This is a genomic window from Microbacterium sp. K36 (assembly GCF_004794355.1).
GTDB lineage: Bacteria > Actinomycetota > Actinomycetes > Actinomycetales > Microbacteriaceae > Microbacterium > Microbacterium paraoxydans_D.
Map to the genome: position 1 here is coordinate 55,212 of NZ_SSDN01000100.1, position 24,779 is coordinate 79,990.

General features: G+C 71.7%; 26 protein-coding genes. 13 read left to right on the top strand and 13 right to left on the bottom strand.

Going from position 1 to position 24,779, the window contains the following annotated elements; translation table 11 throughout:
• A complete protein-coding gene (locus DW296_RS15415) occupies positions 1-846 on the bottom strand; it encodes an exodeoxyribonuclease III (protein WP_136052920.1) in 846 nt (281 codons plus the stop codon).
• Between the two features lie 37 nt (positions 847-883).
• Between DW296_RS15415 and pyrE the strand changes: the two genes are divergently transcribed.
• Together pyrE and DW296_RS15425 are read left to right on the top strand one after the other, a co-directional pair.
• A complete protein-coding gene (pyrE, locus tag DW296_RS15420) occupies positions 884-1,444 on the top strand; it encodes an orotate phosphoribosyltransferase (protein WP_136052921.1) in 561 nt (186 codons plus the stop codon).
• A complete protein-coding gene (locus DW296_RS15425; protein WP_136052922.1) occupies positions 1,441-2,343 on the top strand; it encodes an ROK family protein in 903 nt (300 codons plus the stop codon). The genes pyrE and DW296_RS15425 overlap by 4 nt, the downstream gene beginning before the upstream one ends.
• 8 nt (positions 2,344-2,351) lie before the next feature.
• Here the strand turns inward: DW296_RS15425 and DW296_RS15430 are convergent, their stop codons facing one another.
• The 3 genes from DW296_RS15430 to DW296_RS15440 all read right to left on the bottom strand — a co-directional run bounded on the left by DW296_RS15430 (position 2,352) and on the right by DW296_RS15440 (position 4,823).
• Entirely contained in the window at positions 2,352-2,654 is a 303-nt protein-coding gene (locus tag DW296_RS15430; RefSeq protein WP_136052923.1) for a hypothetical protein, read from the bottom strand.
• 122 nt (positions 2,655-2,776) lie between these two features.
• On the bottom strand, positions 2,777-3,919 hold the full coding sequence (locus tag DW296_RS15435) for an MFS transporter (protein WP_136052924.1): 1,143 nt from the start codon (positions 3,917-3,919) through the stop codon (positions 2,777-2,779).
• 1 nt (position 3,920) lies between these two features.
• Entirely contained in the window at positions 3,921-4,823 is a 903-nt protein-coding gene (locus DW296_RS15440; protein WP_085605640.1) for a MurR/RpiR family transcriptional regulator, read from the bottom strand.
• A gap of 165 nt (positions 4,824-4,988) precedes the next feature.
• Between DW296_RS15440 and DW296_RS15445 the strand changes: the two genes are divergently transcribed.
• The 8 genes from DW296_RS15445 (at position 4,989) to DW296_RS15480 (ending at position 14,382) form a co-directional block, all read left to right on the top strand.
• Positions 4,989-6,539 (top strand): ABC transporter substrate-binding protein, encoded by a 1,551-nt coding sequence (locus DW296_RS15445; RefSeq protein ID WP_136052925.1) that lies wholly within the window; start codon positions 4,989-4,991, stop codon positions 6,537-6,539.
• 67 nt (positions 6,540-6,606) lie between these two features.
• A complete protein-coding gene (locus DW296_RS15450) occupies positions 6,607-7,578 on the top strand; it encodes an ABC transporter permease (protein WP_136052926.1) in 972 nt (323 codons plus the stop codon).
• Positions 7,575-8,462 (top strand): ABC transporter permease, encoded by an 888-nt coding sequence (locus DW296_RS15455; protein WP_136052927.1) that lies wholly within the window; start codon positions 7,575-7,577, stop codon positions 8,460-8,462. The genes DW296_RS15450 and DW296_RS15455 overlap by 4 nt, the downstream gene beginning before the upstream one ends.
• Complete coding sequence (gene murQ / locus DW296_RS15460; RefSeq protein ID WP_136052928.1) at positions 8,459-9,364, top strand: N-acetylmuramic acid 6-phosphate etherase; 906 nt, start codon at positions 8,459-8,461, stop codon at positions 9,362-9,364. Before DW296_RS15455 ends, murQ begins: the two co-directional genes overlap by 4 nt.
• Complete coding sequence (locus DW296_RS15465; RefSeq protein ID WP_136052929.1) at positions 9,364-10,554, top strand: anhydro-N-acetylmuramic acid kinase; 1,191 nt, start codon at positions 9,364-9,366, stop codon at positions 10,552-10,554. The genes murQ and DW296_RS15465 overlap by 1 nt, the downstream gene beginning before the upstream one ends.
• Entirely contained in the window at positions 10,551-11,678 is a 1,128-nt protein-coding gene (locus DW296_RS15470) for an enolase C-terminal domain-like protein (protein WP_136052930.1), read from the top strand. The genes DW296_RS15465 and DW296_RS15470 overlap by 4 nt, the downstream gene beginning before the upstream one ends.
• Positions 11,675-12,754, top strand: a complete 1,080-nt coding sequence (locus tag DW296_RS15475; protein ID WP_136052931.1) for a serine hydrolase domain-containing protein — start codon at positions 11,675-11,677, stop codon at positions 12,752-12,754. Before DW296_RS15470 ends, DW296_RS15475 begins: the two co-directional genes overlap by 4 nt.
• The gene (locus DW296_RS15480) at positions 12,751-14,382 is read left to right on the top strand and encodes an ABC transporter ATP-binding protein (RefSeq protein ID WP_136052932.1); all 1,632 of its coding nucleotides are present in this window, start codon (positions 12,751-12,753) and stop codon (positions 14,380-14,382) included. Before DW296_RS15475 ends, DW296_RS15480 begins: the two co-directional genes overlap by 4 nt.
• Before the next feature lie 24 nt (positions 14,383-14,406).
• Here the strand turns inward: DW296_RS15480 and DW296_RS16555 are convergent, their stop codons facing one another.
• The 5 genes from DW296_RS16555 to DW296_RS15500 all read right to left on the bottom strand — a co-directional run bounded on the left by DW296_RS16555 (position 14,407) and on the right by DW296_RS15500 (position 17,354).
• Positions 14,407-14,571 (bottom strand): hypothetical protein, encoded by a 165-nt coding sequence (locus DW296_RS16555; protein ID WP_168429049.1) that lies wholly within the window; start codon positions 14,569-14,571, stop codon positions 14,407-14,409.
• On the bottom strand, positions 14,568-15,137 hold the full coding sequence (locus tag DW296_RS15485; protein ID WP_136052933.1) for a YdeI/OmpD-associated family protein: 570 nt from the start codon (positions 15,135-15,137) through the stop codon (positions 14,568-14,570). Before DW296_RS15485 ends, DW296_RS16555 begins: the two co-directional genes overlap by 4 nt.
• 1 nt (position 15,138) lies before the next feature.
• Positions 15,139-15,948, bottom strand: coding sequence for an HAD-IIA family hydrolase (locus DW296_RS15490; RefSeq protein ID WP_025104898.1), 810 nt, complete (start codon positions 15,946-15,948; stop codon positions 15,139-15,141).
• A gap of 95 nt (positions 15,949-16,043) precedes the next feature.
• The gene (locus DW296_RS15495; RefSeq protein WP_136052934.1) at positions 16,044-16,676 is read right to left on the bottom strand and encodes a metal-dependent transcriptional regulator; all 633 of its coding nucleotides are present in this window, start codon (positions 16,674-16,676) and stop codon (positions 16,044-16,046) included.
• 9 nt (positions 16,677-16,685) lie between these two features.
• Positions 16,686-17,354, bottom strand: a complete 669-nt coding sequence (locus tag DW296_RS15500) for a TetR/AcrR family transcriptional regulator (protein ID WP_136052935.1) — start codon at positions 17,352-17,354, stop codon at positions 16,686-16,688.
• Positions 17,355-17,424: 70 nt separating this feature from the next.
• Here DW296_RS15500 and DW296_RS15505 point away from each other — a divergent pair, with 70 nt between their 5' ends.
• Both DW296_RS15505 and DW296_RS15510 read left to right on the top strand, forming a co-directional pair.
• Positions 17,425-19,038 carry an amidohydrolase gene (locus DW296_RS15505; protein ID WP_136052936.1) on the top strand — a complete coding sequence of 538 codons (1,614 nt, stop codon included), beginning with the start codon at positions 17,425-17,427 and terminating at the stop codon, positions 19,036-19,038.
• Positions 19,039-19,090: 52 nt separating this feature from the next.
• Positions 19,091-20,536: a Na+/H+ antiporter NhaC family protein gene (locus DW296_RS15510; protein WP_136052937.1), complete on the top strand. Its 1,446-nt coding sequence runs from the start codon at positions 19,091-19,093 to the stop codon at positions 20,534-20,536.
• Between the two features lies 1 nt (position 20,537).
• Here DW296_RS15510 and DW296_RS15515 read toward each other — a convergent pair whose 3' ends face one another.
• Together DW296_RS15515 and DW296_RS15520 are read right to left on the bottom strand one after the other, a co-directional pair.
• Entirely contained in the window at positions 20,538-20,837 is a 300-nt protein-coding gene (locus DW296_RS15515; RefSeq protein ID WP_136052938.1) for a hypothetical protein, read from the bottom strand.
• Between the two features lie 20 nt (positions 20,838-20,857).
• Positions 20,858-22,141, bottom strand: a complete 1,284-nt coding sequence (locus tag DW296_RS15520) for an Nramp family divalent metal transporter (RefSeq protein WP_168429050.1) — start codon at positions 22,139-22,141, stop codon at positions 20,858-20,860.
• A 126-nt stretch (positions 22,142-22,267) separates the two neighbouring features.
• Between DW296_RS15520 and DW296_RS15525 the strand changes: the two genes are divergently transcribed.
• Positions 22,268-22,933 carry a TrmH family RNA methyltransferase gene (locus tag DW296_RS15525; protein WP_446724149.1) on the top strand — a complete coding sequence of 222 codons (666 nt, stop codon included), beginning with the start codon at positions 22,268-22,270 and terminating at the stop codon, positions 22,931-22,933.
• 27 nt (positions 22,934-22,960) lie between these two features.
• On the opposite strand, the gene DW296_RS15530 is transcribed toward DW296_RS15525, so the two are convergent.
• Positions 22,961-23,299 (bottom strand): hypothetical protein, encoded by a 339-nt coding sequence (locus DW296_RS15530; protein WP_168429051.1) that lies wholly within the window; start codon positions 23,297-23,299, stop codon positions 22,961-22,963.
• A gap of 119 nt (positions 23,300-23,418) precedes the next feature.
• The gene (locus DW296_RS15535) at positions 23,419-24,741 is read right to left on the bottom strand and encodes an MATE family efflux transporter (protein ID WP_136052940.1); all 1,323 of its coding nucleotides are present in this window, start codon (positions 24,739-24,741) and stop codon (positions 23,419-23,421) included.
• Positions 24,742-24,779: the final 38 nt, after the last annotated feature.

The following is a 24,779-nucleotide window of genomic DNA, read 5'->3' on the forward strand; positions in this document are numbered from 1 at the left end:
TCAGGAGAAGATCATCGGCAGGTCGTCGTCGGCGTCGTCGCCGCCGAAGTCCACATCGACCACCACGGGCACGTGGTCGCTGGGCTGCTCGCCCTTGCGCTCGTTGCGGTGGATCGAGGCGCCGGTGACGGCATCGGCGAACGTCTTCGAGCCGAGGATGAAGTCGATGCGGATGCCCTCGTTGCGCGGGAACTTCAACCGCTGGTAGTCCCAGTAGGTGTATCCCTCAGGGAGCAGCGGGCGCACGACGTCGGTCACGCCCGCGTCGGTCAGCGCGAAGAACGCGTCGCGCTCGGCGGGGGAGACGTGGGTGGAGCGGCCGACCACGATGTCGGGATCGCCGTTGTCATGGTCGAACGGGATGATGTTGAAGTCGCCGACGAGGGCGAGCGGAAGGTCGGGGTTCGCGGACAGCTCGGCCGCGGTGGACCGCTTGAGCTGCTCGAGCCAGTGCAGCTTGTAGGCGTAGTGCGGGTCGTCGAGCGAGCGGCCGTTGGGCACGTACAGGCTCCAGACGCGCACGCCGTCGACCATGACGCCCAGGGCGCGCGCCTCCTGCGGCGCATCGGGGCCCTCGTGGCCCTTCGCGAACCCTGGCATGCCGTCGAACGCGGTGCGCACGTCGGTGATAGGCAGCCGGCTCGCGATCGCGACGCCGTTCCACTGATTCAGGCCGTGCACCTCGACGTGATAGCCGGCCTCCTCGAACGGTGCATACGGGAACTGCTCCGGCTTGCACTTCACCTCCTGCATCGCGAGCACGTCGATGTCTTCACGGACGGCGAACTCGACGGTGCGGGTGACGCGGGTGCGGATGGAGTTGACGTTCCAGGTGGCCAAGCGCATGCGTCCAGCCTAGGGTGTGCCTCCTACACTGGATGCCGTGACCGCACTCGACGCAGACCGCCAGACCCTCCTCGCCCTTATCACGGACGAGGCGGTGTTCCACGGCGATTTCACCCTCTCCAGCGGCAAGAAGGCGACGTACTACGTCGACATGCGCAAGCTCACCCTCGACCACCGCGCCGCCCCGGCGATCGGCCGCATCATGCGCGACCTGATCGCCGATCTCGACGTCGTCGCCGTCGGCGGTCTGACGCTCGGCGCCGACCCGATCGCGAACGCCGTCCTGCATGCCTCGGTCGGCACCGACCTTCCGCTCGACGCGTTCGTCGTGCGGAAGGAGCCGAAGGACCACGGCCGCGGTCGCCAGATCGAGGGCGCCGACGTGAAGGGCAAGCGCGTGGTCGTGCTGGAGGACACCTCGACCACCGGGCAGTCCGCGCTCAAGGCGGTCGAGGCGCTGCGCAAGGAAGGGGCGGAGGTCGTCGCGGTCGCGGTGATCGTCGACCGCAAGACCGGCGCGCAGGCCGCCATCGAGGCCGAGGGCCTGGAGTGGCGCGCGGCCTTCGACCTCGACGACCTCGGACTCGACCCGCAGTGACCCGCTATGCGCTGGCCGTCGACGTGGGCGGCACGAAGATGGAGGCCGCCCTCGTCGCCGACGACGGCGCGCTCATCCCCGGCAGCCGCAGCCGGCAGCCCACCGGCCGCGAGGCGACGTCCGCGTCGTTGACGGCGGCGGTCGACGCGATCGTGCGGCATGCGCTCGCGGCCCTGCCCGCCGACGCGGAGCTCGTCGGCGCCGGGATCGGCAGCGCGGGTCCCGTGGATCGGACCCGCGGTGAGATCCTGCCGGTGAACATGCCCCTCGCGCGGGGGTTCGGCCTCGTCGACGCGGTCGCCCGTGCGGCCTCGACCGCACTCGGCCGGGACGTCCTGGCGGTCCTGGGTCACGACGGCGGCGCGCTCGCGCTCGCGGAGTCGTGGCTGGGGGCGACGCAGCAGGCGGGAGCCTCCCTGTCGATCGTCGTATCCACCGGCGTCGGCGGCGGTTTCGTCGTGGGCGGTGCGTATGTGCCCGGGGCCAGCGGCAACGCCGGACACCTCGGCCAGGTGCGCCGCGAGGGCGGGCTCACTCTCGAGGAGATCGCCTCCGGACCTGCCAGTGCCGCCTGGGCGCGGGAGCAGGGCTGGTCCGGCGCGACCGGGGAGGACCTGGCCCGGGACGCCGCAGCCGGTGTCGCCGTCGCCCGTGCGGCGATCGAGCGCTCGGCCCGCGCCGTCGGGGAGGCGCTGGCGGATGCCGCCACCCTCGTCGACCTCGATGTCGTCGCCATCGGCGGGGGCTTCTCGCGGGTGTCGGCGGACTACATCGATCTCGTCCAGCAGGCTCTCACCGCCAGCGCCGTGCATGAGTACTCGCGTCGCACCCGCGTGGTCCGCTCGGGCCTGGGCGACGAGGGGCCGTTGATCGGCGCCGCCGCCCTCGTCCTGCGCTGACAGGAGTGTCAGCTCCCTGACACGAGCAGGTGTCGCGGGGGCCCTTCGAGCCGGGCGACGGCGATCTTCAGATCCGTGACGTCCGCCGCCACCGCATCGATGCGGGCGCCGAGATTCTCTTCCACGGTGTCGATGCGGGCGCCGAGCTTCTCTTCGACGGAGTCGATGCGCGTGGAGAGCCGGTGGTCGACGGCGCCGAGACGCTCGTCGATGCGACGGATCATCCACGCCCCTGCCGCGGACAGGCTCGCGCCGAGGGTGAGCACGACGCCGATCGCGCTGACGATGATCGTGAGGGTGTCCGCGGACACGGTGCTCTCTTCCTCGGTGCGGGTGTGGCTTCGACGATACGTGGTCGCCGTGCGGGCGCCGGTCGGAATTCCGGCATCTGTGAAGAGGTCGCGTGCAGGCTCGATGGGGGAGGAAGAGTCGGTCACCGCAGCGCCGGGACGGGGCGCGCGGAGCGCGACGCCACGAGCATCAGCACGGGGATGACCGCGCACAAGACGGCGGACACGAGGAACGTGACGCTCGACGCCGGATCGCGCCCGATCAGCAGGACGAGCGTCGGGACGAACGTGCCGCCGACCGCGCCGCAGGCCACGAGCGCCCCGGTGACGGCGGCGCTGCGGGCCGGATCGAGTCGGTCGAGCGCGAGTCCGAGGATGAGGCCGTAGCTCGGGGCCAGCAGGACCACGACGACGGCGAGGATGATCAGCGCCGCGACCGGCTGATCGCCGAGGAGCACGCCGGCGAGCACCAGGAGGACGGCGGCAGCCCCCGTCGCGGTCGCCAGGAGGCCGAGCGGCGGAACCGCCGCGCGCCGGAGCGCGGCGGCGCCGAAGCGACCGACGGCCATCAGCGCCCAGAAGGCGGAGGTGCCGAGGGCGGCGGTGGCGGGCTCGATCTCGAGCGCCCGCTCCGGGATCACGGCCGACCAGCCCGACTGGACGGTCTCCACGCCGACGTAGAGCGGCAGGGCCAGCGCGAAGGGGAGGAGGACGAGCAGGGAGCGTGCGTCCCGTCGCGCCGGGGCCTCGGTCGCACGGGCGAGAGTGGTGGCGCCGGCGAGCACCGCGACGGTCGCCAGGGGTACGGTCGCGAGCAGCGCCAGGGCCGGACGGGCGCCGGCCCCGAGCGCCACCACGAGCGGTGTGACGGCGGCGCACACGGCGACCGTGCCCATCAGGGCGCTCAGCACCCCGGTCGCGCTCCCCGTGCTGGCGGCCTTGGCTGCCACGGAGCCCGCTGCCTCGACGAGACCGAACCCGAGACCTGCGAGCGCGGCGGCCGCGATGAAGACGCCCGGATCCGTCGCGAGGGCGACGCCGACGATGGCGGCCGCCTGCAGGAGGCTGCCCAGCACGATCGTCGTCCGAGGCGGTCGGCGCACCAGGAGCGGACCCGACAGCAGCACGCCCACGAGGAGTCCCGCGAAGAGGACGGGCACGGCGACACTCAGGTCGGCGTCCGTCGCGTGCTCTGCGGACGGAAGGACGGCCGGGACGAACGCCGCGGTCACGCCGAGGCCGCCGAACGCCGTGAACAGCCCGACGCGGAGTCGGCTCGCGCTCATCTCAGGCACCGCCCGCGCGCACGTGATGCACGGCGGCGAAGGTGTCGCGGAGGGCCTCCATCGAGCGGTCGTAGTTGGACTGCGCGACCCCGATGAAGATGCAGTCGACGACCATGAGCTGGGCGATCCGGCTGCCCAGGGCCCCGGAGCGGAAGCCCGTCTCGCGCGCGGCGGTGGTCAGCACGATGTCGGCCTGACCGGCGAGCGGGGAGCCGGCGTGGTTAGTGATGGCGATGGTCGTCGCGCCCGCCTGCCGGGCGAGCAGGAGGAACTCGATGGTGTCGGTCGTGGCGCCCGTGTGCGACACGGCGATCGCGACGTTCCCCGGTCCGAGGGTGGCGGCCGAGGTCCAGGCGGCGTGCGGGTCGGACCACTCCAACGCCGTCCGCCCGATCCGGGTGAGCTTGCGCTGGAGGTCGAGCCCGACGATGGAGCTCGCCCCCACGCCGAAGATGTCCACCCGGGTGGAGGAGGTGATCGCCTCGACCGTGGCGCGGAGCGCGTCGGTGTCGAGCACCTTGGCGGTGTCGGCGAGGGAGAGCGTCTCGGCGAGCGACACCTTCGCGACGATGTCGGCGAGGGTGTCGTTGCGGTCGATGTCGCCGGACACCGCGGGGAGCGCGGCGGTGTCGAACGTCTCGCGCTCGACCTCCCGCAGCACATGGTTGCGCAGCTCGCGCACATGCTCGTACCCGAGTCGTTTGCAGAACCGCACGACGGACGTGGTCGAGGTGTCGCAGCGATGTGCGAGCTCGGCGACGGACAGCCCGGCGGTCCCGGCGGGGTCGGCGAGGAACAGGTCGGCGATGCGCTGCTCGCTCGGACGGAGTTCGGGGCGCAGGGCGCGCATCCGCACGAGCACGAGGTGGGTGCCGGCATCGTCGCGGGCGGCATCGTGGGGCATGGGGTCTCCGATCGGTGTTCATAACACTAGAGGAACTTCTGTTACACGCGTAGGTACTTTCGTGTACTTTTGGTACTTACCCAGACCGACGATGTTCGCGGGGCATCAGGCAGCACCGCCTGATCCGAGCCAGGGCGACGCGGTCCCAGCCAGGAGGAAACAGCAATGAGCACAGCACGGTGGGCGTCTCTCGGCGCCCTCACCGCCACGGGCCTCGCCGCGGCGCTCGTCATCACCGGGTGTTCCGCACCGGCGTCGAACCCGTCCGACACCGGATCCGGAGCCGCCGGCGGCGACCTGGTCATCGGCGTCACGAGCGATCCCGACACCCTCTTCCCGTGGAAGGCCACCCAGTTCCAGGCGGTCAACGTCCTGCAGAACCTGTACGGCACCCTGACCGAGTTCGACGAGGAGCTCAACGTCGTCCCCGGTCTCGCCGAGTCCTGGGACGTCTCCGAAGACGGTCTCACGGTCACCTTCCACCTCCGCGAGGGCGTCACGTTCGCGGACGGCAGCGCCTTCGACTCCGCCGACGTGAAGTACTCGCTGGACGCGATCGCCGATGAGGCGACCGCCGCCGTGGCCGCAAGCTCGCTCGCCTCGGTCGCCGCCGTCGAGGCCACCGACGAGAGCACCGTCACCCTCACCCTCAGCGCCCCGGACGCCGCCCTCCCCGCGAACCTCGCCGTCATCAACATGGCGATGCTCTCGTCGGACGACACCGAGGAAGCGCTCAACACCACCCCGAACGGCACCGGCCCGTTCGTGCTGGACAGCCGCAAGGCCAGCCAGTCCCTCACCCTCGCCAAGAACGACGACTACTGGGGCGACACCGCGCTGCTCGACACCGTCGAGTTCCGTGTGATCCCCGACGAGTCGTCCATCGTGTCGGCGATGCAGTCCGGCAACGTGCAGCTGGCCGTGTTCGACGACCCGCTCGTCGCGCAGACCGCCGAAGGGGCGAACGTCGAGGTCGCCACGACCCCGCAGCTCAGCTACCACGCCCTGCAGCTGAACGCGCAGCGCGGCGACCTCGCCGACGTGAACGTGCGCCTCGCGATGCAGTGCGCGATCGACCGCCAGGAGGTCCTCGACACCGCCGCGCTCGGCGAGGGCGAGGTCACGGGTCCGATCACCTCCCCCGCGTTCAAGTCCGACCCCGACGCGCGCCCGTGCCCCGAGCGCGACCTCGACAAGGCGGCCGAGTACCTGAAGAAGGCCGGCAAGGAGGACGGCGTCACGGTCAAGACGATCGTGTCCCAGGGCGAGTACGCCACCTCCGTCAACGAGGCGCAGAACCTCAAGGCGCAGCTCGCCGACGCGAACATCACGCTCGACCTGGAGGTGCTGGAGTCCGGCGCGTTCGTGGACCGCTGGATCGCGGCCGACTTCGACGCCGCGGTCGCCCTCAACGGCGGACGCCCGGACCCGGACGGCATGTACGGCCGTTACTTCACCAGCACCGGCAACCTGAACCAGGTCGCCGGCTACTCCTCGCCCGAGCTCGACGCGCTGTTCGCCGAGGGACGCGAGACGGCCGACCCCGAGAAGCGCAAGGACATCTACGCGCAGGTCTCCGAGAACCTCGAGGACAACGCCGCCTGGATCTGGCTGTTCACCAGCTACACCTACACCGCGACGGCCTCGACCGTCGACGGCTTCACCCCGATGGCGAACGGCTCGCTGCAGTACCTGCGGACCACCTCCATCCAGTAGTGGAACGAGGGGGCGCGGACACCCGCGCCCCCTCGGCTCCCCGACGACAGGCACCTCTTCCACGCGCATGTTCAGACAGCTCCTCCGCAACAGCGTGCTGCGACGCATCCTCGCAGCCCTCGGCACCCTCTTCGGCGTCGCCGTCTTCGTCTTCCTGATGCTGCGCGCCATCCCCGGCGACCAGATCAGCTCCGGTCTCGGTACCGAGGCGGCGGCCCTCACTCCGGCGCAGCGCGCCGCCCTCGAGGCGTACTACGGCCTCGACCAGCCGCTCGTCGTGCAGTTCTTCTCGTGGCTCGGCAACATCTTCACCGGCAACCTCGGCTTCTCCTCCCGGGCGCAGACGAGCGTCCTCGACCTCACCGCCGCCGCGCTCCCCGTCACCTTCGAGCTCGCGATCATCTCGATCGTGATCGCGCTGGCCATCGGCATCCCGCTCGGCATGCTCTCCGCCTCGAAGCCCGACTCGTTCCGTGACGGCGTCGGTCAGGTCGTCGGGCTCGCCGGGCTCTCGATCCCCGCCTTCCTGCTCGGTACCGCGCTGCTCGCGATCCTCGCCCAGTCGTTCGGGTTCAACCCCAATGGGCAGGCGTACGCCACGCTCTTCGAGAACCCGCTGCTGAACCTCCAGCAGATGCTGCTGCCCTCGATCGTGCTCGGCTTCGGCATCGCCGCGCCGATCATGCGCACGACCCGCACCGCGGTGCTCGAGATCCGCTCCAACGACTTCATCCGCACCGCCAGGGCGAAGGGCGTGTCCCCGCGTCGGCTGCAGGTGCGCCACGTGCTCGGCAACGCCCTGGTGCCCATCGTCACGATGACCGGTCTGCAGTTCGGATACCTGCTCGGCGGCGCCGTCGTGGTGGAGCAGATCTTCTCGCTCCCCGGGATCGGGCGCCAGGTGCTGCTCGGCATCCAGCAGAAGGAGTACGCGCTCGTGCAGAGCACCGTGCTGGTGATCGCGCTCGCCTTCGTCATCGTCAATCTGCTCACCGACCTGCTCTACCGGGTCATCGATCCTCGGGTGCGTGCCGCATGACCGACATCTCTCAGACCCCGGCCCTCGCCCCCGGCGGCGGGCGCACCATGGAGCGCGTGCGTCTCCTGCTGCGCAGCCGCAGCGGTCTCTCCGGCCTCATCATCGTCGTGCTGCTCGCGGTGCTGAGCCTCATCTCGGCGTTCGGCCTGCTGCCGTTCGACCCGCTCGCGCAGGATCCGCCGTCCCGGCTGCAGCCGCCGTCCGCGGTGCACTGGTTCGGCACCGACCAGTTCGGCCGCGACGTGTTCTCGCGCGTCGCAGCGGGCGTCGCCAACTCGGCGCTCATCTCCGTGGTCGCCGTGGCGTTCGCGACCGTGGTCGGCACGGTCTGCGGACTCATCGCCGGGTTCTACCGCGGGTTCTCCGACGGCGCGATCACCGCGATCACCAACGTGCTGTTCGCCTTCCCGCCCCTGCTGCTCGCCCTGTCGCTCGCGTCGGTGTTCGACCGCAACTGGTTCACCATCGCCGTGGCCATCGCGATCGTCTACGTGCCGATCTTCATCCGCGTCACGCGCGGACCCGTGCTGTCGCTGCGCGAGGTGGAGTACGTCAAGGCCGCCAAGAGCACGGGGCAGAGCCGCATGGCCACCATGTTCCGCCACGTGCTGCCGAACATCACCTCGATCATCATCGTGCAGGTCACGCTCTCCCTCTCCTGGGCGGTGCTCACGGAGGCCTCGCTGAGCTTCCTCGGACTCGGCACGCCGCCGCCGGCGCCCTCGCTCGGCTCGATGATCTTCGAGGCGCGGACCCTCGTCACGATCGCCCCGTGGACCATGATCGCGCCCGGCGTGGTCGTCGTGCTCCTCGTCGTCGGCCTGAACCTGCTGGGCGACGGGCTGCGCGACAGCCTCGACCCGCGGAACCGGGGCAAGCGATGATCGCGGAGGACCTCGGTGCCCTCGCCACCGAGGCAAGCGACCCCCGGTACGCCCGCCTCGATCAGATGAGCGTGGCCGAGCTCGCGCAGACCATGAACGAGGCCGACGCCACCGTGCCCGCGGCCGTGCAGCGCGCCCTCCCGCAGATCGTCCCGGCGATCGAGCAGACGGCCGCGCGCATGGCGCAGGGCGGACGCCTGGTGTACGTCGGCGCAGGCACCCCCGGACGCATCGGCGTGCTCGACGCCTCCGAGTGCCCGCCCACGTTCAGCACCCCGCCGGAGCTGGTGTTCGCGATCATGGCCGGCGGTCCCGGAGCGATCGTGAACCCCGTCGAAGGTGCGGAGGACGACGCGGAGGCCGGTGCCGCGGCCATCGACGCCGCGAGCATCGGCCCGCTCGACACCGTGATCGGCATCGCGTCCAGTGGCCGCACGCCGTACGTGGTCGCCGCCGTCCGGCGGGCGCGGGAGCGCGGGGCGCTCAGCGTCGGCCTGTCGTGCAACACCGGCACCGCGCTGAGCGCAGCCGCCGATCACGGCATCGAGGTCGAGGTCGGCCCCGAGGTGCTCGCCGGCTCCACGCGCCTCAAGTCCGGCACGGCGCAGAAGCTCGTCCTGAACATGTTCTCGACCATCGCGATGGTCCGGAACGGCAAGGCCTACGGCAACCTGATGGTCGACGTGAAGGCCACGAACCACAAGCTCCGCGAGCGCGCGATCCGCATGGTGCGGACGATCGCCGATGTCGATCGCGACACAGCGGCCGCCGCGTTGGAGGGCGCCGGGTGGGACGTGAAGCTCGCCACGATCATGATCCGCCGCGGGGACGACCTCGCCGCGGCCACCGACCGACTCGCGGCGGCCGACGGCCGTCTGCGCACCGCACTGGAGGAGAACTGATGCGCGTCCTGGGACTGATCTCCGGCACCTCGCACGACGGGATCGACGCCGCCGTCGTCGACTTCGCCACCAACGGGGGCTTCACGGCGCACGGCGTCGACCTCCGGGGCACGGTGCTCGCCTCCACGAGCGTCCCCTACGATCCGGAGCTGCGGGCTCGCCTCATCGCCGCGCTCCCTCCGGCGCAGACCACCCTGGCCGAGGTGGCCGAGCTGGACACCCTCATCGGGCAGGCGTTCGCCGACGTCGCGGCCGACGTGGCGGCAGAGGTCGGCGGTGTCGACGCGGTGTGCTCGCACGGCCAGACCGTGTACCACTGGGTCGACGGCGCCCACGCGCTCGGCACCCTCCAGATCGGGCAGCCCGCCTGGATCGCCGAGAAGGTCGGTGTGCCCGTCGTCTCCGACATCCGCATCCGCGACATCACCGCGGGCGGCCACGGCGCGCCGCTCGTGTCGTTCCTCGACGAGCTGCTGCTCCGTGGCCGCGCCGGCGTCTCGGCGGCGTTGAACCTCGGCGGCATCTCGAACATGACCGTCGTCCGCCCGGACGGCCTCGTCGCCTACGACATCGGCCCCGCGAACGCGCTCGTCGACGCGGTCATCGTCGCGCACGGCCTCAACCCGCTCGGCTATGACGACGACGCGGCGATCGCCCGGACCGGTCGAGTCGACGAGGCGCTGCTGGACGCGATGCTCGCAGACCCCTACTACGCGCTCACCCCGCCGAAGAGCACGGGCAAGGAGCACTTCCACCTCGCCTACGTGCACGAGCACCTCTCGGCGCAGGGACGCGAGATCGCGGTCGCCGACGTCGTGCGCACGCTCACCGAGCTCACGGTCCGCACGGTCGCCCGCGACGTCGAGGCCGCTGGGATCGGCTTCCTCGCGGTGTCCGGCGGCGGCTGCCGCAACCCGCTGATCCTCGACGGGCTGCGGACCGCGCTGCCGCAGACCGAGGTCGTCCTGGCCGACGAGCTCGGCGCCCCCGCAGACAGCAAGGAGGCCATCCTCTTCGCGCTCATCGGCTGGTCGACCCTGCACGGCGTCCCCGCCATCGTCCCCGGAGGGACGGGGGCGCGCGAGCCGCGCATCCTCGGCACGATCACGCCCGGCGCCGGTCCGCTGCAGATGCCCGAGCCGGTCGCGGCCATCGATTCCCTCACCCTCACGGAGGCGGCGGGATCGTGACCGTCGTCGAGCGGATGCGCGTGCTGCGGGTGCCGTCGCCCCTGGTGCGTCCCTTCGTCACGGCCGTCCGACGCACGGACCACCTCGACGTCGTGCTCGTGGAGGTGACCGACGCCGACGGCCGCCGCGGGTACGGGGAGGCCGCGACGAGCTGGCGCGTCACCGGGGAGAGCCCGGAGAGCGTGACGGCCGCGGTCGCGGGTCCCTTCGCCGACGCCGTGTTCGGGCGCTCCGTCGACGATCCCGGGCTGCCGGACGCCCTCGCCGCGGCGGCCTGGGGAAACGCGGCCGCCCGCAGCGCGGTGGCCTGCGCGGTCGCCGACCTCACCGCGCGACACCGTGACGAGCCGCTCGCGCAGACGCTCGCCCCGCACGCAGACGCGCCCACGCGCATCCGGACCGACATGACGCTGTCCGTGGCGGAGCCGACGGCGCTGGCCGTCACGGCCGCCGAGTATGCGGCGACGGGATTCCGGTGCCTCAAGATCAAGGCGTCCCGCGAACACGATGCGGTCGCCGGTCTCCTGGCCGTCCGCGCCGCCGTGGGCGCCGACATCACGCTGCGCGTGGACGCGAACCAGGCATGGGACGCCGAGACCGCGATCCGCGTCATCCGGGCGGCGGAGGATGCCGGCCTGGGCCTCGAACTCGTCGAGCAGCCCGTCGCCGCGCGCGACCTCGATGCGCTGGCCGCAGTGACGGCCGCCGTCGACACCCCGATCATGGCGGACGAGTCGGTCCGCACCGCGCAGGATGTCCGGGACATCGCCGTGCGCGGAGCCGCCGGGCTCGTGAACGTCAAGCTCGCCAAGACCGGCGGGCTCCACGAGGCGCTCGCCTGCGTGCAGGCCGCCCGCTCCGCCGGACTCGGCGTCATCGTCGGCTGCATGATGGAGTCGCACGTCGGGGTGGCCGCCGCGGCGCACCTCGCCGCCGCGGTCGCTCCGGACGTCGTGCACGACCTCGACGCGGCGTCGTGGCTGCGCCGGTCGCCGGTGACCGGCGGGCTCACCGCCGACGCGGAGTGGCTCACCCTCGCCCCGGCTGCAGGACTGGGGATCACCGGGATCGCCCCCGATGCCGAGGTGCTGCTCGACCGCTCCCGCACAGGAGCTCTCGTATGAGTGCCGCCGAGGCGATCGCCGCAGTCCTCGCCGGGCCGACCGCGCCGCGCGGAGCCGTCGCCGGGGTCGCCACCCGCACGAGCCGCGACACGGCCGCCGGCGGCTCCGCCGACCTCGCGGGGACGCCGGTCACGACGGACACGGCGTTCGACCTCGCCTCGGTCACCAAGGTCGCCGCCACCACCACCGCGCTCCTCGGGCTGGCCTCCCGGGGGGACCTCCGGTTCGACGATCCGGTGGACCGCTTCGTCCCCGGAACAGCCTGCGCCCCCGGGGCGACCGTGCGGCACCTGCTCCTGCACCGGGCGGGGCTCTGGGAGTGGCAGCCGCTCTACCTCGACGGTACGAACGACGGCGCGGCCGCCGCCGACGCGCTCCCGCTCCGCTACGGCGTGGACGAAGGACGGCACTACTCCGACCTGGGCTTCCTGATCCTCGGACGGGTCATCGCCGCCGTGACCGGCCTCTCCCTGGACGCCGCCGTGTGCGAGCTCGTGACCGGGCCCCTCGGGCTCACGCGCACGGGCTACGGGCCCGTCCCCGGTCCGGTCGCGTCGTCCACGGGCGACGGCGATGCCGCCGAGCGACGGATGGTCGCCACCGGCACGCCCTACCCGATCCTCACCTCTCGCCGGCACTTCCCCTGGCGCGAGGGCGAGATCACCGGCGTCGTCAACGACGGCAACTGCTTCCACGCCCTGCACGGCGTCTCCGGGCACGCCGGGCTGTTCGGCACGGTCGACGAGCTGCTGACCCTCGGCGTCGCGCTCGCCGACCCCGAGGCGCACCCCGACCTCTGGGACCCGGCGCTCGTGGCCGAGCTGTTCCGCGACGGCCCCGATCCCGGTCAGGCCCTCGGCTGGCGCAGCGACACCGTGACGGCGGACGGACGCCCGACCCGGATGCTCTGGCATCCCGGCTACACGGGGTGCGCGCTCGGCGTGGTCCCCGCCACCGGGACCGCCGTCGTCCTGCTCGCGAACCGGCTGTTCGCCGACGAGATCGCCCCCACCGAGACCCTGTGGCGCGCAGCGCTGCCCGCACTCCTCGACCCTGAAGGAACGAGTACCCCATGAGCACCACCCCGCCCGTGCTGAGCATCGACGGCCTCGCGGTCGCCTTCCGGACCGGCTCCGAACTGGTCACCGCCATCAGCGACATCACGATCGACATCGCCGCCGGGGAGACGGTCGCCGTGGTCGGCGAGTCCGGCTCCGGGAAGTCCACCACGGCGGCCGCGGTCAACCGCCTGCTGCCGGAAAACGGCGTCATCACGGCGGGGAGCATCCGCTTCGACGGCCGCGAGCTCACCGACCTCCCGGAGAACGCGATGGTGTCGCTCCGCGGGGCCGGCATCGGCCTCGTGCCGCAGGATCCGATGTCGAACCTCAACCCCCTCATACGCGTGGGCGAGCAGATCGGGGAGGCGCTCGAGGTCCACGGGTACACGAGCGGCGACGCGACGAAGGCCCGTGTCGTCGAGCTGCTGGAGATGGTCGGCATCCCCGACGCCGCCCGCCGGGCGACCCAGTACCCGCACGAGTTCTCCGGGGGCATGCGGCAGCGGGTGCTCATCGCGATGGGGCTCGCCTGCAAGCCGCGGCTGCTCATCGCCGACGAGCCCACCTCGGCGCTCGACGTCACCGTGCAGCGGCGGATCCTCGACCAGCTCGACCAGCTGACCGACGAGCTGGGCACTGCGGTGTTCCTCATCACCCACGACCTCGCCCTCGCCGCCGAGCGCGCCGACAGGATCGTCGTGATGTTCCGTGGCCAGGTCGTGGAGGAGGGCACGTCGGCTGACGTCCTCGGCAACCCGCAGCACGAGTACACCCGGCAGCTGCTCGCCGCCGCGCCGAGCCTCGCGTCCCGCCGCGACGCCCTCCCGGCGCGCGAGGTCGCGGCCGACGCCGTGCCCTTCGTCGAGATCCGGGACCTGCGCAAGGAGTTCCCGCTCCGGAACGCGAAGGCCGGGGAGCCGCAGACCTTCACGGCGGTCGACGGCGTGAGCTTCTCGATCCGCCGCGGCACGACCGTGTCCATCGTGGGCGAGTCGGGCTCGGGCAAGTCCACCACGGCGAACATGGTGCTGGGATTGGAGGACGCGACCTCCGGGGCCATCCTCTTCGACGGCACCGACCTCACGACCCTCCGCCGCAAGGAGCTGTTCGCGCTGCGCCGCCGCGTGCAGCCCGTCTTCCAGAACCCCTACGCCTCGCTCGACCCCCGGTACACCGTGGAGCAGTCGATCGCCGAGCCGCTGCGCGTGCACCGGATCGGCACCGCCGCCACCCGGCACGCCCGCGTCCTGGAACTCCTGGAGCAGGTCGCCCTGCCCGCGGCCATGGCCGAGCGGCTGCCGCACGAGCTCTCCGGCGGACAGCGGCAGCGCGTCGCGATCGCCCGCGCCCTGGCCCTGGAGCCCGAGCTCGTCGTGCTGGACGAGGCGGTCTCCGCGCTCGACGTGCTGGTGCAGGCGCAGATCCTCGAGCTCCTCGCCGACCTGCAGAAGCGCCTCGGGCTCAGCTACCTCTTCATCAGCCACGACCTCGCGGTCGTACGCATGATCTCCGATGAGGTGCACGTGATGCAGCGCGGTGTCGTGGTCGAGAGCGGCACCCCGGAGAGCATCTTCGACACGCCGCAGCATCCGTACACCCGGGAGCTGCTCGCCGCGATCCCCGGAGCGTCGCTCGCCTCCTGAGGTCTCGACGCGGCGGCCGTCGGCTCAGCGCCGGCGGTCGTCGTCGTCCCACGGGCCTTCCCACCAGCCGGCCCGGCCGTCATCCTCGCCGCCGCGGCGGCGGGAGCGCACGAACTGCACGACGAAGACCGTCAGCGACGTGAGCGTGATGAGGATCAGGACGAGGAACAGCAGGTCGCTCTGGTTCATGGGCGCTTCCCCTCCGCGGCATCCGCCACGATCTTCGCGATCCGCGCGGCCCTGGTCTCCGGCCGCCTGGCCATCGCGATGTGCGTGAGGCCGAACTTCTTCACCGACTTCGGGAACGCATCCCAGTTCCCCCTCGCCGCGGGCACCGCGTCGAGGGCGGCGGTGAGCTCCGGCGGCTCGATGCCGGCCTCGGGGCCGTCGAGCACGGTCCACGAACCGTTCGCCTTCGCCGTCTCCAGCGCGCGGATGCCGGCCGGAGCGAGGAGCCCCGCGGCCTCCAGCTCCGCGATGCGGGCCTTGTTCGTCGCCGCCCAGCCGCTCCCCGGGCGTCGAGGGGAGAACCACTGGCCACCGGTCTCGTCGTCGAACGTGCGCACCGGGCCGTCGATCCACCCGAAGCACAACGCCTGACGGACGGCGTCCTCGTAGCCGACGCCGGTGGCAGATCGCCCGCGCACGCTCAGCAGCCACACCCCGGCCGTGCGTTCGTGGTTCGCCTCGAGCCAGGCGCGCCAGGCCGCGGCATCCGCCGCCGTGACCCGCTCGCCGTCGTCGAGGGCGCCCACGTCAGTCCTCGTCGAGGGTGGGGATCGAGTCGGTGATGGTCGGCAGCAGATCGGCGACCGAGTCGACGATCTCGTCCGGGCGGAAGGGGTACTGCTCGATGATCCGCTGGTCGCTGATGCCGGTGAGCACGAGCACCGTGTGCAGACCCGCCTCGATGCCGGCGACGATGTCCGTGTCCATCCGGTCGCCGATCATGCCGGTCTTCTTCGAGTGCGCGCCGATCTTGTTCAGGGCCGAACGGAACATCATCGGATTGGGCTTGCCGACGACGTAAGGCTCCTTGCCGGTGGCCTTGGTGATGAGGGCGGCGATCGCTCCCGTGGCCGGCAGCACCCCGTCGGCGCTCGGGCCGGTGGCGTCCGGGTTGGTCACGATGAAGCGCGAGCCGTTGATGATGTGGCGGATGGCCTTCGTGATGGCCTCGAACGAGTAGTTGCGGGTCTCGCCGACGACGACGAAATCGGGGTTCGTCTCGGTCATGATGAAGCCGGCCTCGTGCAGCGCGGTGAGGATGCCGGCCTCGCCGATGACGAACGCGGAGCCGCCGGGGAGCTGCTGCGCGAGGAAGTCGGCGGTCGCGAGCGCTGACGTCCAGATGCGCTCTTCCGGCACGATCAGGCCGCTCGCACGGAGGCGGGCCGAGAGGTCGCGGGCGGTGAAGATCGAGTTGTTCGTGAGCACGAGGTAGGGGATCTCATTGCGCTCCCATCCGGCGAGGAGTTCGGAGGCCCCGGGGATGGCGTCGTTCTCATGGACGAGCACGCCGTCCATGTCGGTGAGCCAGCATTCGATGTCGTCACGGTGTGCCATGTGCTCAGCCTAGAGGCCCCACCTTTCCTTTCGAATCGCCTGATTGGCTCCCTCCCCGGGCGATTTGCCGCAAAGTGCGCGATTCGAAGCCGGGGTCAGGCCGACAGCCACACCACGTCGCGGGCGGCGGGGGGCAACGGCGGCTCGGTGCCGTCGAGGGCGATGCCGGACGGGGTCACCGTCACGGACGTCCCCACGACGACCCCGTGGGAGTCGAGGGTCCGCAGGAGCTCCGGGTCGCGGTCGTCGACGCGCAGCACGCGGCCGGTGTGTCCTTCCGGGGCATCGGCGAGCAGGACGAAGGGCTCCCGTTCGATGCGGCCCTCCGCGTCCGGGATGGCGTCTCCGTGCGGGTCGAAGCGCGGGCGGCCCAGGCGCTCGTCGATGCCCTCGAGCAGCCGGTCGCTTATGGTGTGCTCCAGCACCTCGGCCTCGTCGTGCACCTCGTCCCACCCGTACCCGAACTCCTGCACGAGCCAGGTCTCGATGAGGCGGTGGCGGCGGACCATCGCGAGGGCCCGGGTGGTCCCTGCATCCGTCAGCCGGACCGCTCCGTACGGCACGTGCGACACGAGTCCCGCCGCGGCGAGCTTCTTCACCATCTCCGTGACCGACGACGGCGCGATGCCGAGCTTGGCCGCCAGGACCGAGGGGGTGATCGGCGCATCCTGCCACTCGGTGTGCGCGTAGACGGTCTTCAGATAGTCGTCAGCTGCCGGGGATGCCACCCCACCACTCTACGGCGCGGACCGCTCCCCGCCCTCGCGCGCCCAGGCCGTGAGGCCGCGGATGAGGGCGCGCGCGCCGATCTCGAACGTCCGTCGGGCGGGGTCGTCGCTCAGCTCGGCCCGCGCGCTCTCGGCCGCGGCGAAGGTGGGGTAGGCGGGGGCGAGCTCCCTCGGCGCCATGTTGTCCGCCGGAGCGAGCGCATCCAGCGCGGAGCCGATGATGAACGACTCCAGCGCGACGATGGCGTCGACGATCGTCTCGCGGGGCCAGCCGTCGTCGGAGAGCAGCACCGCGATCTGCTCGTAGTCCGCGAACGAGCCCTCGTCGGCATCGATGGGGGAGCTCGCGAGCATGACCATGGCCTGCGGGGCGGCGACGGCCGCATCGCGATAGCTGTGCGCCCAGGCCAGCAGGGCGTCCTCCAGCGGCCGCTCGCGGGGCACCGGGGTGGCGAGGGAGCGGCTCACGCGGCCGCGCATGGCCCGGATCACGGCGTCGCGGTTCTCGAAGTGGTGATAGAGCGCCGAGGTGCGCACCCCGAGGGATTCCGCGAGCGCGGTCATGGTGAAGCGCTGCGGGGTGCGTTCGGCGCTGAGTCGGAATGCGGCATCGAGGATCCGCTCCTCGGTGAGCACCGGGCCGGAGGGGCGGCCCACGCTGCGGGGAGTCTTCGTCATCGGGGCTCGATTCGGGTTCCGTGTCTGCTACTTTATTGAAACTCTTTCAATTCGCTCGAGGAAGAACGTCATGACGGGTTTCGACGCCGACACTATCGTCACCGGCGCGCGCGTCGTGACCATGGACCCCCGCCGCCCGGAGGCCACGGCCTTCGCCATCCGCGACGGTCGCTTCCTCGCTGTCGGCGGCGACGACCTCGTCCGCGAGATGCGTGGGACGGGAACCGTCGTGCACGACCTCGGCGGCGCCGCCGTCACCCCCGGGCTCATCGACGCGCACCTGCACCCGCTGCAGGGCCTCGAGCTCACTGCGGGGATCGACCTCGGGGGCATCACCACCGCCGCCGCGTTGCGCGCCGCCCTCCGAGCGGAGGCCGACCGGGCCCTCGCCGAGGACGCCGAGCCGTGGGTGCGCGGGTGGAACCTCGACTACGACGTGTTCCACGAGATCCCCATGACCGCCGACGCCATCGAGGACGCGGTGCGCGGCCTCCCCGCGCTCCTCATCGTGTTCGACGGGCATACCGCGCTGGCCAGCCGCGAGGGGCTGCGGCGCGGCGGCATCACCGGGCCGCGCGAGACGGACGACTCCTCCCTCGTCGTGGTCGACGCCGAGGGGATCCCGACCGGCGAGCTGCGCGAACTCGCCGCGTACGAGCCCGTGCGCCTCGCGGCCCCCGCCCTGGACCGCGCGCAGACGCTCGCCGCCGGCCACGAACTGCTGCAGGGGCTCCGGTCCTCCGGTCTCACCGGCGGCACGATCATGGACGGCGGCTTCGCGACCCTGGACCTGCTGGACGCCATGGAGCAGGGGCCGGGTCTGCCGATCCGCATCGTGTCCGCCATCGACCACGAGCCCGGGTTCGACACCGCCCGCACGGCCGAGAACCTGCGGATGCGCGACCGCCGGGGAGAGCGCTGGCGGGGCGGGGTCGTCAAGCTCTACGCCGACGGCGTGGTGGAGACGGGAACCGCCTGGCTGTACGAGCCCGACACGGCGGGGGAGGGGACCGCGCCGTTCTGGAAGGACGCCGCCGCCTACGCCCGCACCGTGCGCCGCTATGCCGAGGCCGGCTTCCAGGTCGCCACGCACGCCATCGGCGACCGCGCGGTGGGGGAGGTCGTCGACGCGTACCTCGCCGCCGGGGTCCGCAGCGCCGGCGGGGCACCCCACCGGATCGAGCACCTGGAGACCACGACGGATCGCGACGTCGCGCGACTCGCGGCCGCGGGCATCACCGCCTCGATGCAGCCGCTCCACCTGCAGTGGCGCAAGGCCGACGGCTCGGACGACTGGTCGCGGCGTCTCGGCCCGGCCCGTGCCGCCCGTGCCTGGCGCGTGCGCGACTACTGGGAGGCCGGAGCCCCGGTCGCCCTGGGATCGGACTGGCCCATCGCCCAGAACGACGCCCGCATCGGCCTCGCCTGGGCCCAGCTGCGCCGTCGTCCCGGCGACCGCGACGCCCCCGTCTTCGAGCCCCACCAGGTGCTCACCCCCTACCAGGCGCTGCACGGCTACACCGTGAGCGCCGCGCGTGCCCAGGGCGACACCGACCTCGGTCGGATCGCCCCCGGTTTTCGCGCCGACTACGCCGTGTGGGCGGAGAACCCGCTGCACGTCGCCCCGGACGACCTCCCCGACCTGCCCGTACAGCGGACGGTCGTCGGCGGCGTCGAGCCCTGACCCCCGCTCGACTCCTCATACCCCCTTCCTTCTTCACACCGAGGTGAACCCCATGCCCGAATTCGGCGCCCTCGCGCTCCTGCCCATCGCGGTGATCCTCGTGGTCGCCGTCGCCACCCGGCGCACCCTCTTCGCCCTGCTCTGCGGCACCGTCGCCGGCGCCCTGATCCTGGGCGGCTGGGGCGGCTTCGACGTCTGGGTCGCGTACACGGGCACGGCGCTGTCCAACGAGACCGCCCAGTGGCTGCTGCTCATCGTGGCGCTGTTCGGCATCCTCATGATGCTGTTCGAGAAGTCGGGCATCGTGACCGACTTCGCCCGCTGGGTGGAGCGGTTCGTGACCTCGCGCCGGAAGTCGACGCTGCTGACGTTCCTGCTCTCGGTGGTCCTGTTCGTGGACGACTACCTCAATGTGCTCACCACCGGCACCTCGATGAAGCAGGTGACCGACCGGTACCGCGTCCCGCGTACGCAGCTCGGCGCGATCATGAAGATGACCGCCGCGCCGATCGCCGTGCTCGTCCCGGTCTCGACCTGGGCGCTGTTCTTCTCCGGGCTCTTCGAGGCCCAGGGCGTGACCGTCGGGGGCAGCGGATTCGGCGCCTACCTGCAGTCGATCCCGTTCATCTTCTTCGGGTGGACGGCGATCGCGGTCGCCCTGCTGATGAGCATCGGCTGGCTGCCGCGATTCGGTCCGCTGAAGAAGGACGCCCTGCGGGCGGAGCGGGACGGCGACGTCTTCCCCCTCGGCACGACGGATGCGGAACGCCGCGCGGAGGGAGCGGCTCTGCTCTCCGAGCTGCGCGCGGACGACCCCGACGGTTCGACGGCGCAGCGGGTCGCCGTGGCGCTGGAGACCTCGACGGAGGCATGGCGCCGGCCGCAGCCGTGGTCGTTCCTCCTCGCGATGGCAGTGCTCGTGGGCGTCACCATCGCGACCGACGCCAACGTCGTCGCCGGCACCGCGGCCGCGCTCGCCGTCACGATCGTGCTCGTCCTCGCGCAGCGCCGTCTCTCCGTACGGGGCGTGCTGGACGCGGCGCTGGAGGGCATCGAGAGCATGCTCTTCGTCATGGTGCTCACCGTGCTGGCGTTCATGGTGCAGGAGATGAACATCACCCTGCAGCTCGCCGAGTTCGTCATCCAGGTCACGGAGCCGGTGCTCACCCCGGCGCTGCTGCCCGCCATCGTGTTCGCCGTCTGCGGCGTCTACGCCTACGCGACCGGCTCGTTCTGGGACCTGGCGGCGGTCATCACCCCGGTGGTGCTGCCGCTCGCGCTGGCCCTCGGCGCGGACCCGATCCTGGCGGGCGCGGCGGTGTTCTCCGGGGCGGCGCTGGGCAGCACGACCTGCCTCTACGGGGACGGCATCATCCTCGCCTCGCGGTCCATCGGCATCAAGCCGATCAACCTCATGCTGGCCATCCTCCCCTACGCGGGGATCGCCGCCGGGATCTCGCTCGTGCTGTACCTCGTGACGGGCTTCCTCGCGGCCTGAGTCAGGCGCTCGCGGAGCCGAGCAGGATCACGGCCGCCTGCCCCGCGAAGAAGAGCACGAGGAACCCCAGGAGGGCGGCGGCGAGCGACAGGCGCCCGTCGAAGCCCTCCACCTCGGCGATGCCCACCTTGCGGGCACGGAAGGCGAAGACCAGGGTGGCGACGCCGAGTGCGAGCTGCACCCACGGGCTGGCGGGGCCGATGACCTTCGGGAACGCGATGAGCAGACCGCCGATGACCCCGGTCGCGAAGCCGCTCCAGGTAAGGAGGCGGACGGTGCGACGGGCGGAGGCGGCAGACATGATGTCGAGCCTATCCGGCGTCATGCCCCGGTCAGCACCAGCCAGAGCAGGGCGCCGTTCAGGGCGATGAGGAGCACGGATGCCACGATGCCGGCGACCGTCGTCCACGCCCGGTTGACCCAGACGCCGAGCGTGCGGCGCTGCGCGGTGAGGGCCACGAGCGGGATCAGCGCGAACGGGATGCCGAACGACAGCACGACCTGGCTGAGGACGAGGGCGAGCGTCGGGTCCACGCCGATGCCGAGGATCACCAGCGCGGGGATGAGCGTCACCAGGCGCCGGGCCAGCAGGGGGATGCGCACGTGCAGCAGGCCGTGCATGATCTCGGCGCCCGCGTACGCGCCGACGGAGGTCGAGGCGAGACCCGAGGCGAGCAGTCCCACGGCGAAGAAGGTCGCCACGACCGGGCCGAGGCCTGCGGCGAGGGCGGCGTGCGCCCCCTCCAGGGAGTCGGTCCCCGCGACGCCCGCGAGGTTCGCCGCCGCGAGGAGCAGGATGCCGAGGTTCACGGAGCCTGCGATGACCATGGCGATCGTCACATCCCACCGTGTCGCCGTGAGCAGGCGGCGGATCCGCGAGGTCTCGATCCGGGCCGCCTCCTCGGTCGTCTCGGCACTCGTCGCACCGAACCGGTCGCGGGCCAGGGAGGAGTGCGCGTAGATCGCGTGCGGCATGATCGTCGCGCCGAGGATCGAGGCGGCGAGAAGCACGGACCCCGTGTCCTCGAAGCGCGGCACGAGGCCGCTCACCACGCCGGCCGGGTCGGGTGGCGCGAGGAACAGGCCGGCCATGAAGCCGATCGTGATCACGAGCATGAGTCCGATGATCACGAACTCGAAGGGACGGGCGCCGCGACGGTTCTGCACCGCGAGCAGGACCATCGACACGGCCCCGGTGATGAGTCCGCCCCACAGCAGCGGGACGCCGAAGAGCAGGTTCAGGGCGACGGCGCCGCCGATGACCTCGGCGAGGTCGGTCGCCATCGCGACCAGCTCCGCCTGCAGCCAGTACGCGCGGCGGGCCCAGGGTCGGCGCAGCCGCCGGCCCAGCACCTCCGGGAGGCTCTGGCCGGTGACGACGCCGAGCTTCGCGGACAGGTACTGGATCAGCCAGGCCATCACGTTGCCGGCGACGACCACCCACACGAGCAGATAGCCGTACTGCGCCCCCGCCGTCATGTTGCTGGCGACGTTGCCCGGGTCGAGGTAGGCGACACCCGCCACCAGCGCCGGTCCCAGCAGCCACAGCAGGCGCGGCGAAGCGATGCGAGCGGGGATCAGAGAGGCGGCGGAATCTTTAGGCACACCGAAACCGTAGCGTATTTTTCGGCGTACCTAAATCTCTGTCGAGATAGCTGGGCCCCTACGGCGACGGGGCGCCGGCTCCTCCGCCCGACGGCGACCAGGCGGAGACGGCGATAGCCTGGCGGGATGGATGCGCAGCGCCCCGAGAGCATGGAACCGACCGCCCCCGGGGGGTCCTCGGCGCAGCCCGGATACGGCGTCGGCCCGTGGCCTGGAGGGCCGTCGGCCTGGCCTGAGGGAGAGCAGTACGATCCCGAGCTCCTCGCGCACGGCGACACGCGGAACGTCATCGACCGCTATCGCTACTGGCGCATGGAGGCGATCGTCGCCGACCTCGATACGCGGCGTCATCCGTTCCACGTCGCGATCGAGAACTGGCAGCACGACATGAACATCGGTTCCATCGTGCGCAGCGCCAACGCGTTCCTCGCCGACACGGTGCACATCATCGGCCGCCGTCGCTGGAACAAGCGCGGCGCCATGGTGACCGACCGCTACCAGCACGTCGTGCACCACGAGGACATCGCGGCCTTCGCCGCCTGGGCGGCCGCGGAGGGGCTGCCCGTCATCGCGATCGACAACGTCGACGGGGCCGTGCCGGTGGACCGCGCCGATCTGCCGCGCTCGTGCGTGCTCCTGTTCGGGCAGGAAGGGCCCGGGCTGTCGTCGGAGGCGCTGACCGCCGCTTCGGGTCACATCGAGATCACGCAGTACGGCTCGACCCGCTCGATCAACGCGAGTGCCGCCGCCGCCGTCATCATGTACGAGTGGTGCCGCCGCCACGCGGAGTGACCACGAGGAGCGGTCGCGCCTGCTCCGTCAGGCCGGATCGATCCCGAACAGGTGTCGCGAGATCGCGCTGACGTCGCGGTCGAGACCGTCCATGCGCCGGCTCAGGCCATGCACCTCCTTCCGGAGATCCCCGATCTCGGCTTTCACGCCGACGATCTCGCTCTTGATCCCGCCGATCTCGCCTTTGATCCCGCCGATCTCGCCTTTGATCCCGCCGATCTCCGTGTGGATCCCGCCGATCTCCGTGCGGACCGTGCCGATCTCCGTCTTGATGATCCTCACGAACATCGTCGCCATGAGCGTGATCGTGGCGTACATGCCCGAGGCGAGAACCCCGATCGTGGTCCATACCTGTGCGTCGTTCATCCCCAGCATCCCTTCAGTGTCGCTCCATGCTGGACCGGAGGGCGAGAGGGGCGGGGTGCTGTATTCCGCTCTGCCCGGCGATGGGGGATAAGTCGTTCTCTCCGTCGACTGTGGAGGACTTATGCCGACGCGGCGAGCCATCGCCCGGAGCGCACTCGCCACCCCAGCGTCGCCAGCCGTGCGAGCAGGTACACCCCGAAGAACGCGATGGCGAGCCACACGAGGCCGGCGGTGCCGTCGACCCCCGTCGCGGCGATGATGCCCAGGGCGGGAAGGAACGGCACGAGGTTCAGACCGCCCGCGATCGCCAGGTACCGGGCGTCGTCGGCCCCCATGAGCACGCCGTCGAGCACGAACACCACGCCCGCGATCGGCTGCGCCACCGCGAGCACGAGCAGGGCCGGCTGCACCACCTCCGCCACGGCCCGGTCGCCGGTGAAGACGATGCCGAGCACCCCGGACAGGGCGGCGATGACGGCGCCGACTACGACGCCGAACCACGCTCCCCACGCGACCGTCCGCGCCAGCACTCGGCGCACCTGCTCCTCGTCACCGGCGCCCAGCTCCTTGCCGATCAGCGCCTGCGCGGCGATCGCGAGCGCGTCGAGGGCGAAGGCCGCCGCCGAGAAGATGGTGAACACGATCTGCCACCCGGCGAGCTCCTCGGTGCCGATCCCGGTCGCCACGGCCACGGTGGCGAGCAGGGCGACGCGCAGGCTCACGGTGCGGAGGAACAGCCAGCCGCCCGACGTCGCGGTGTGGCGCAGGCCCTCCCGCTGGGCGCGCAACGAGGCGCTGTGCCGGGTCGCCAGGCGCCGGACCACGAGCGCGTACGCCGCGACCATGCCCCATTGCGCCGTCACCGTACCTGCCGCGGAGCCGGCGATGCCCCAGCCGAGGCCGTAGATGAAGAGCCAGTTCAGCAGGGCGTTCGCCGCGAAGCCGAGCCCCGCGATCCACAGTGGGGTCATGGTGTCCTGCATCCCGCGCAGCAGCCCGGTGGCGGCGAACACGATGAGCATCGCCGGGAGCCCCCACATCGAGATCACGAGGTACTCGTTCGCCTGTGCCGCGACCTCCGCGCTCGCGCCGAACAGGGAGACGAGCCAGGGCGACGAGACGGCGCCGACGACGGCGAGCACGGCACCAAGGCCAAGCGCGAGCCACATGCCGTTGATCCCGACCGAGACTGCCTCTCCCGGACGCCCGGCCCCGAATCGTCGCGCGACCGCGGGGGTCGTGGAGTACGCGAGGAACACCATGAGGCCGACGATCGTCTGCAGCACGGCTCCGGCGATGCCGAGCCCGGCGAGGGGGACGGTGCCGAGATGGCCGACGAGGGCGGCGTCGACGATGAGGAAGGCCGGCTCCGCGATGAGCGCACCGAGGGCGGGGACCGCCAGGCGCAGGATCTCGCGGTTCAGGGAGGTGCGGGCGGCCATCCTCCGAGCCTATGACCTGTCGTCGACACCCGAGACCG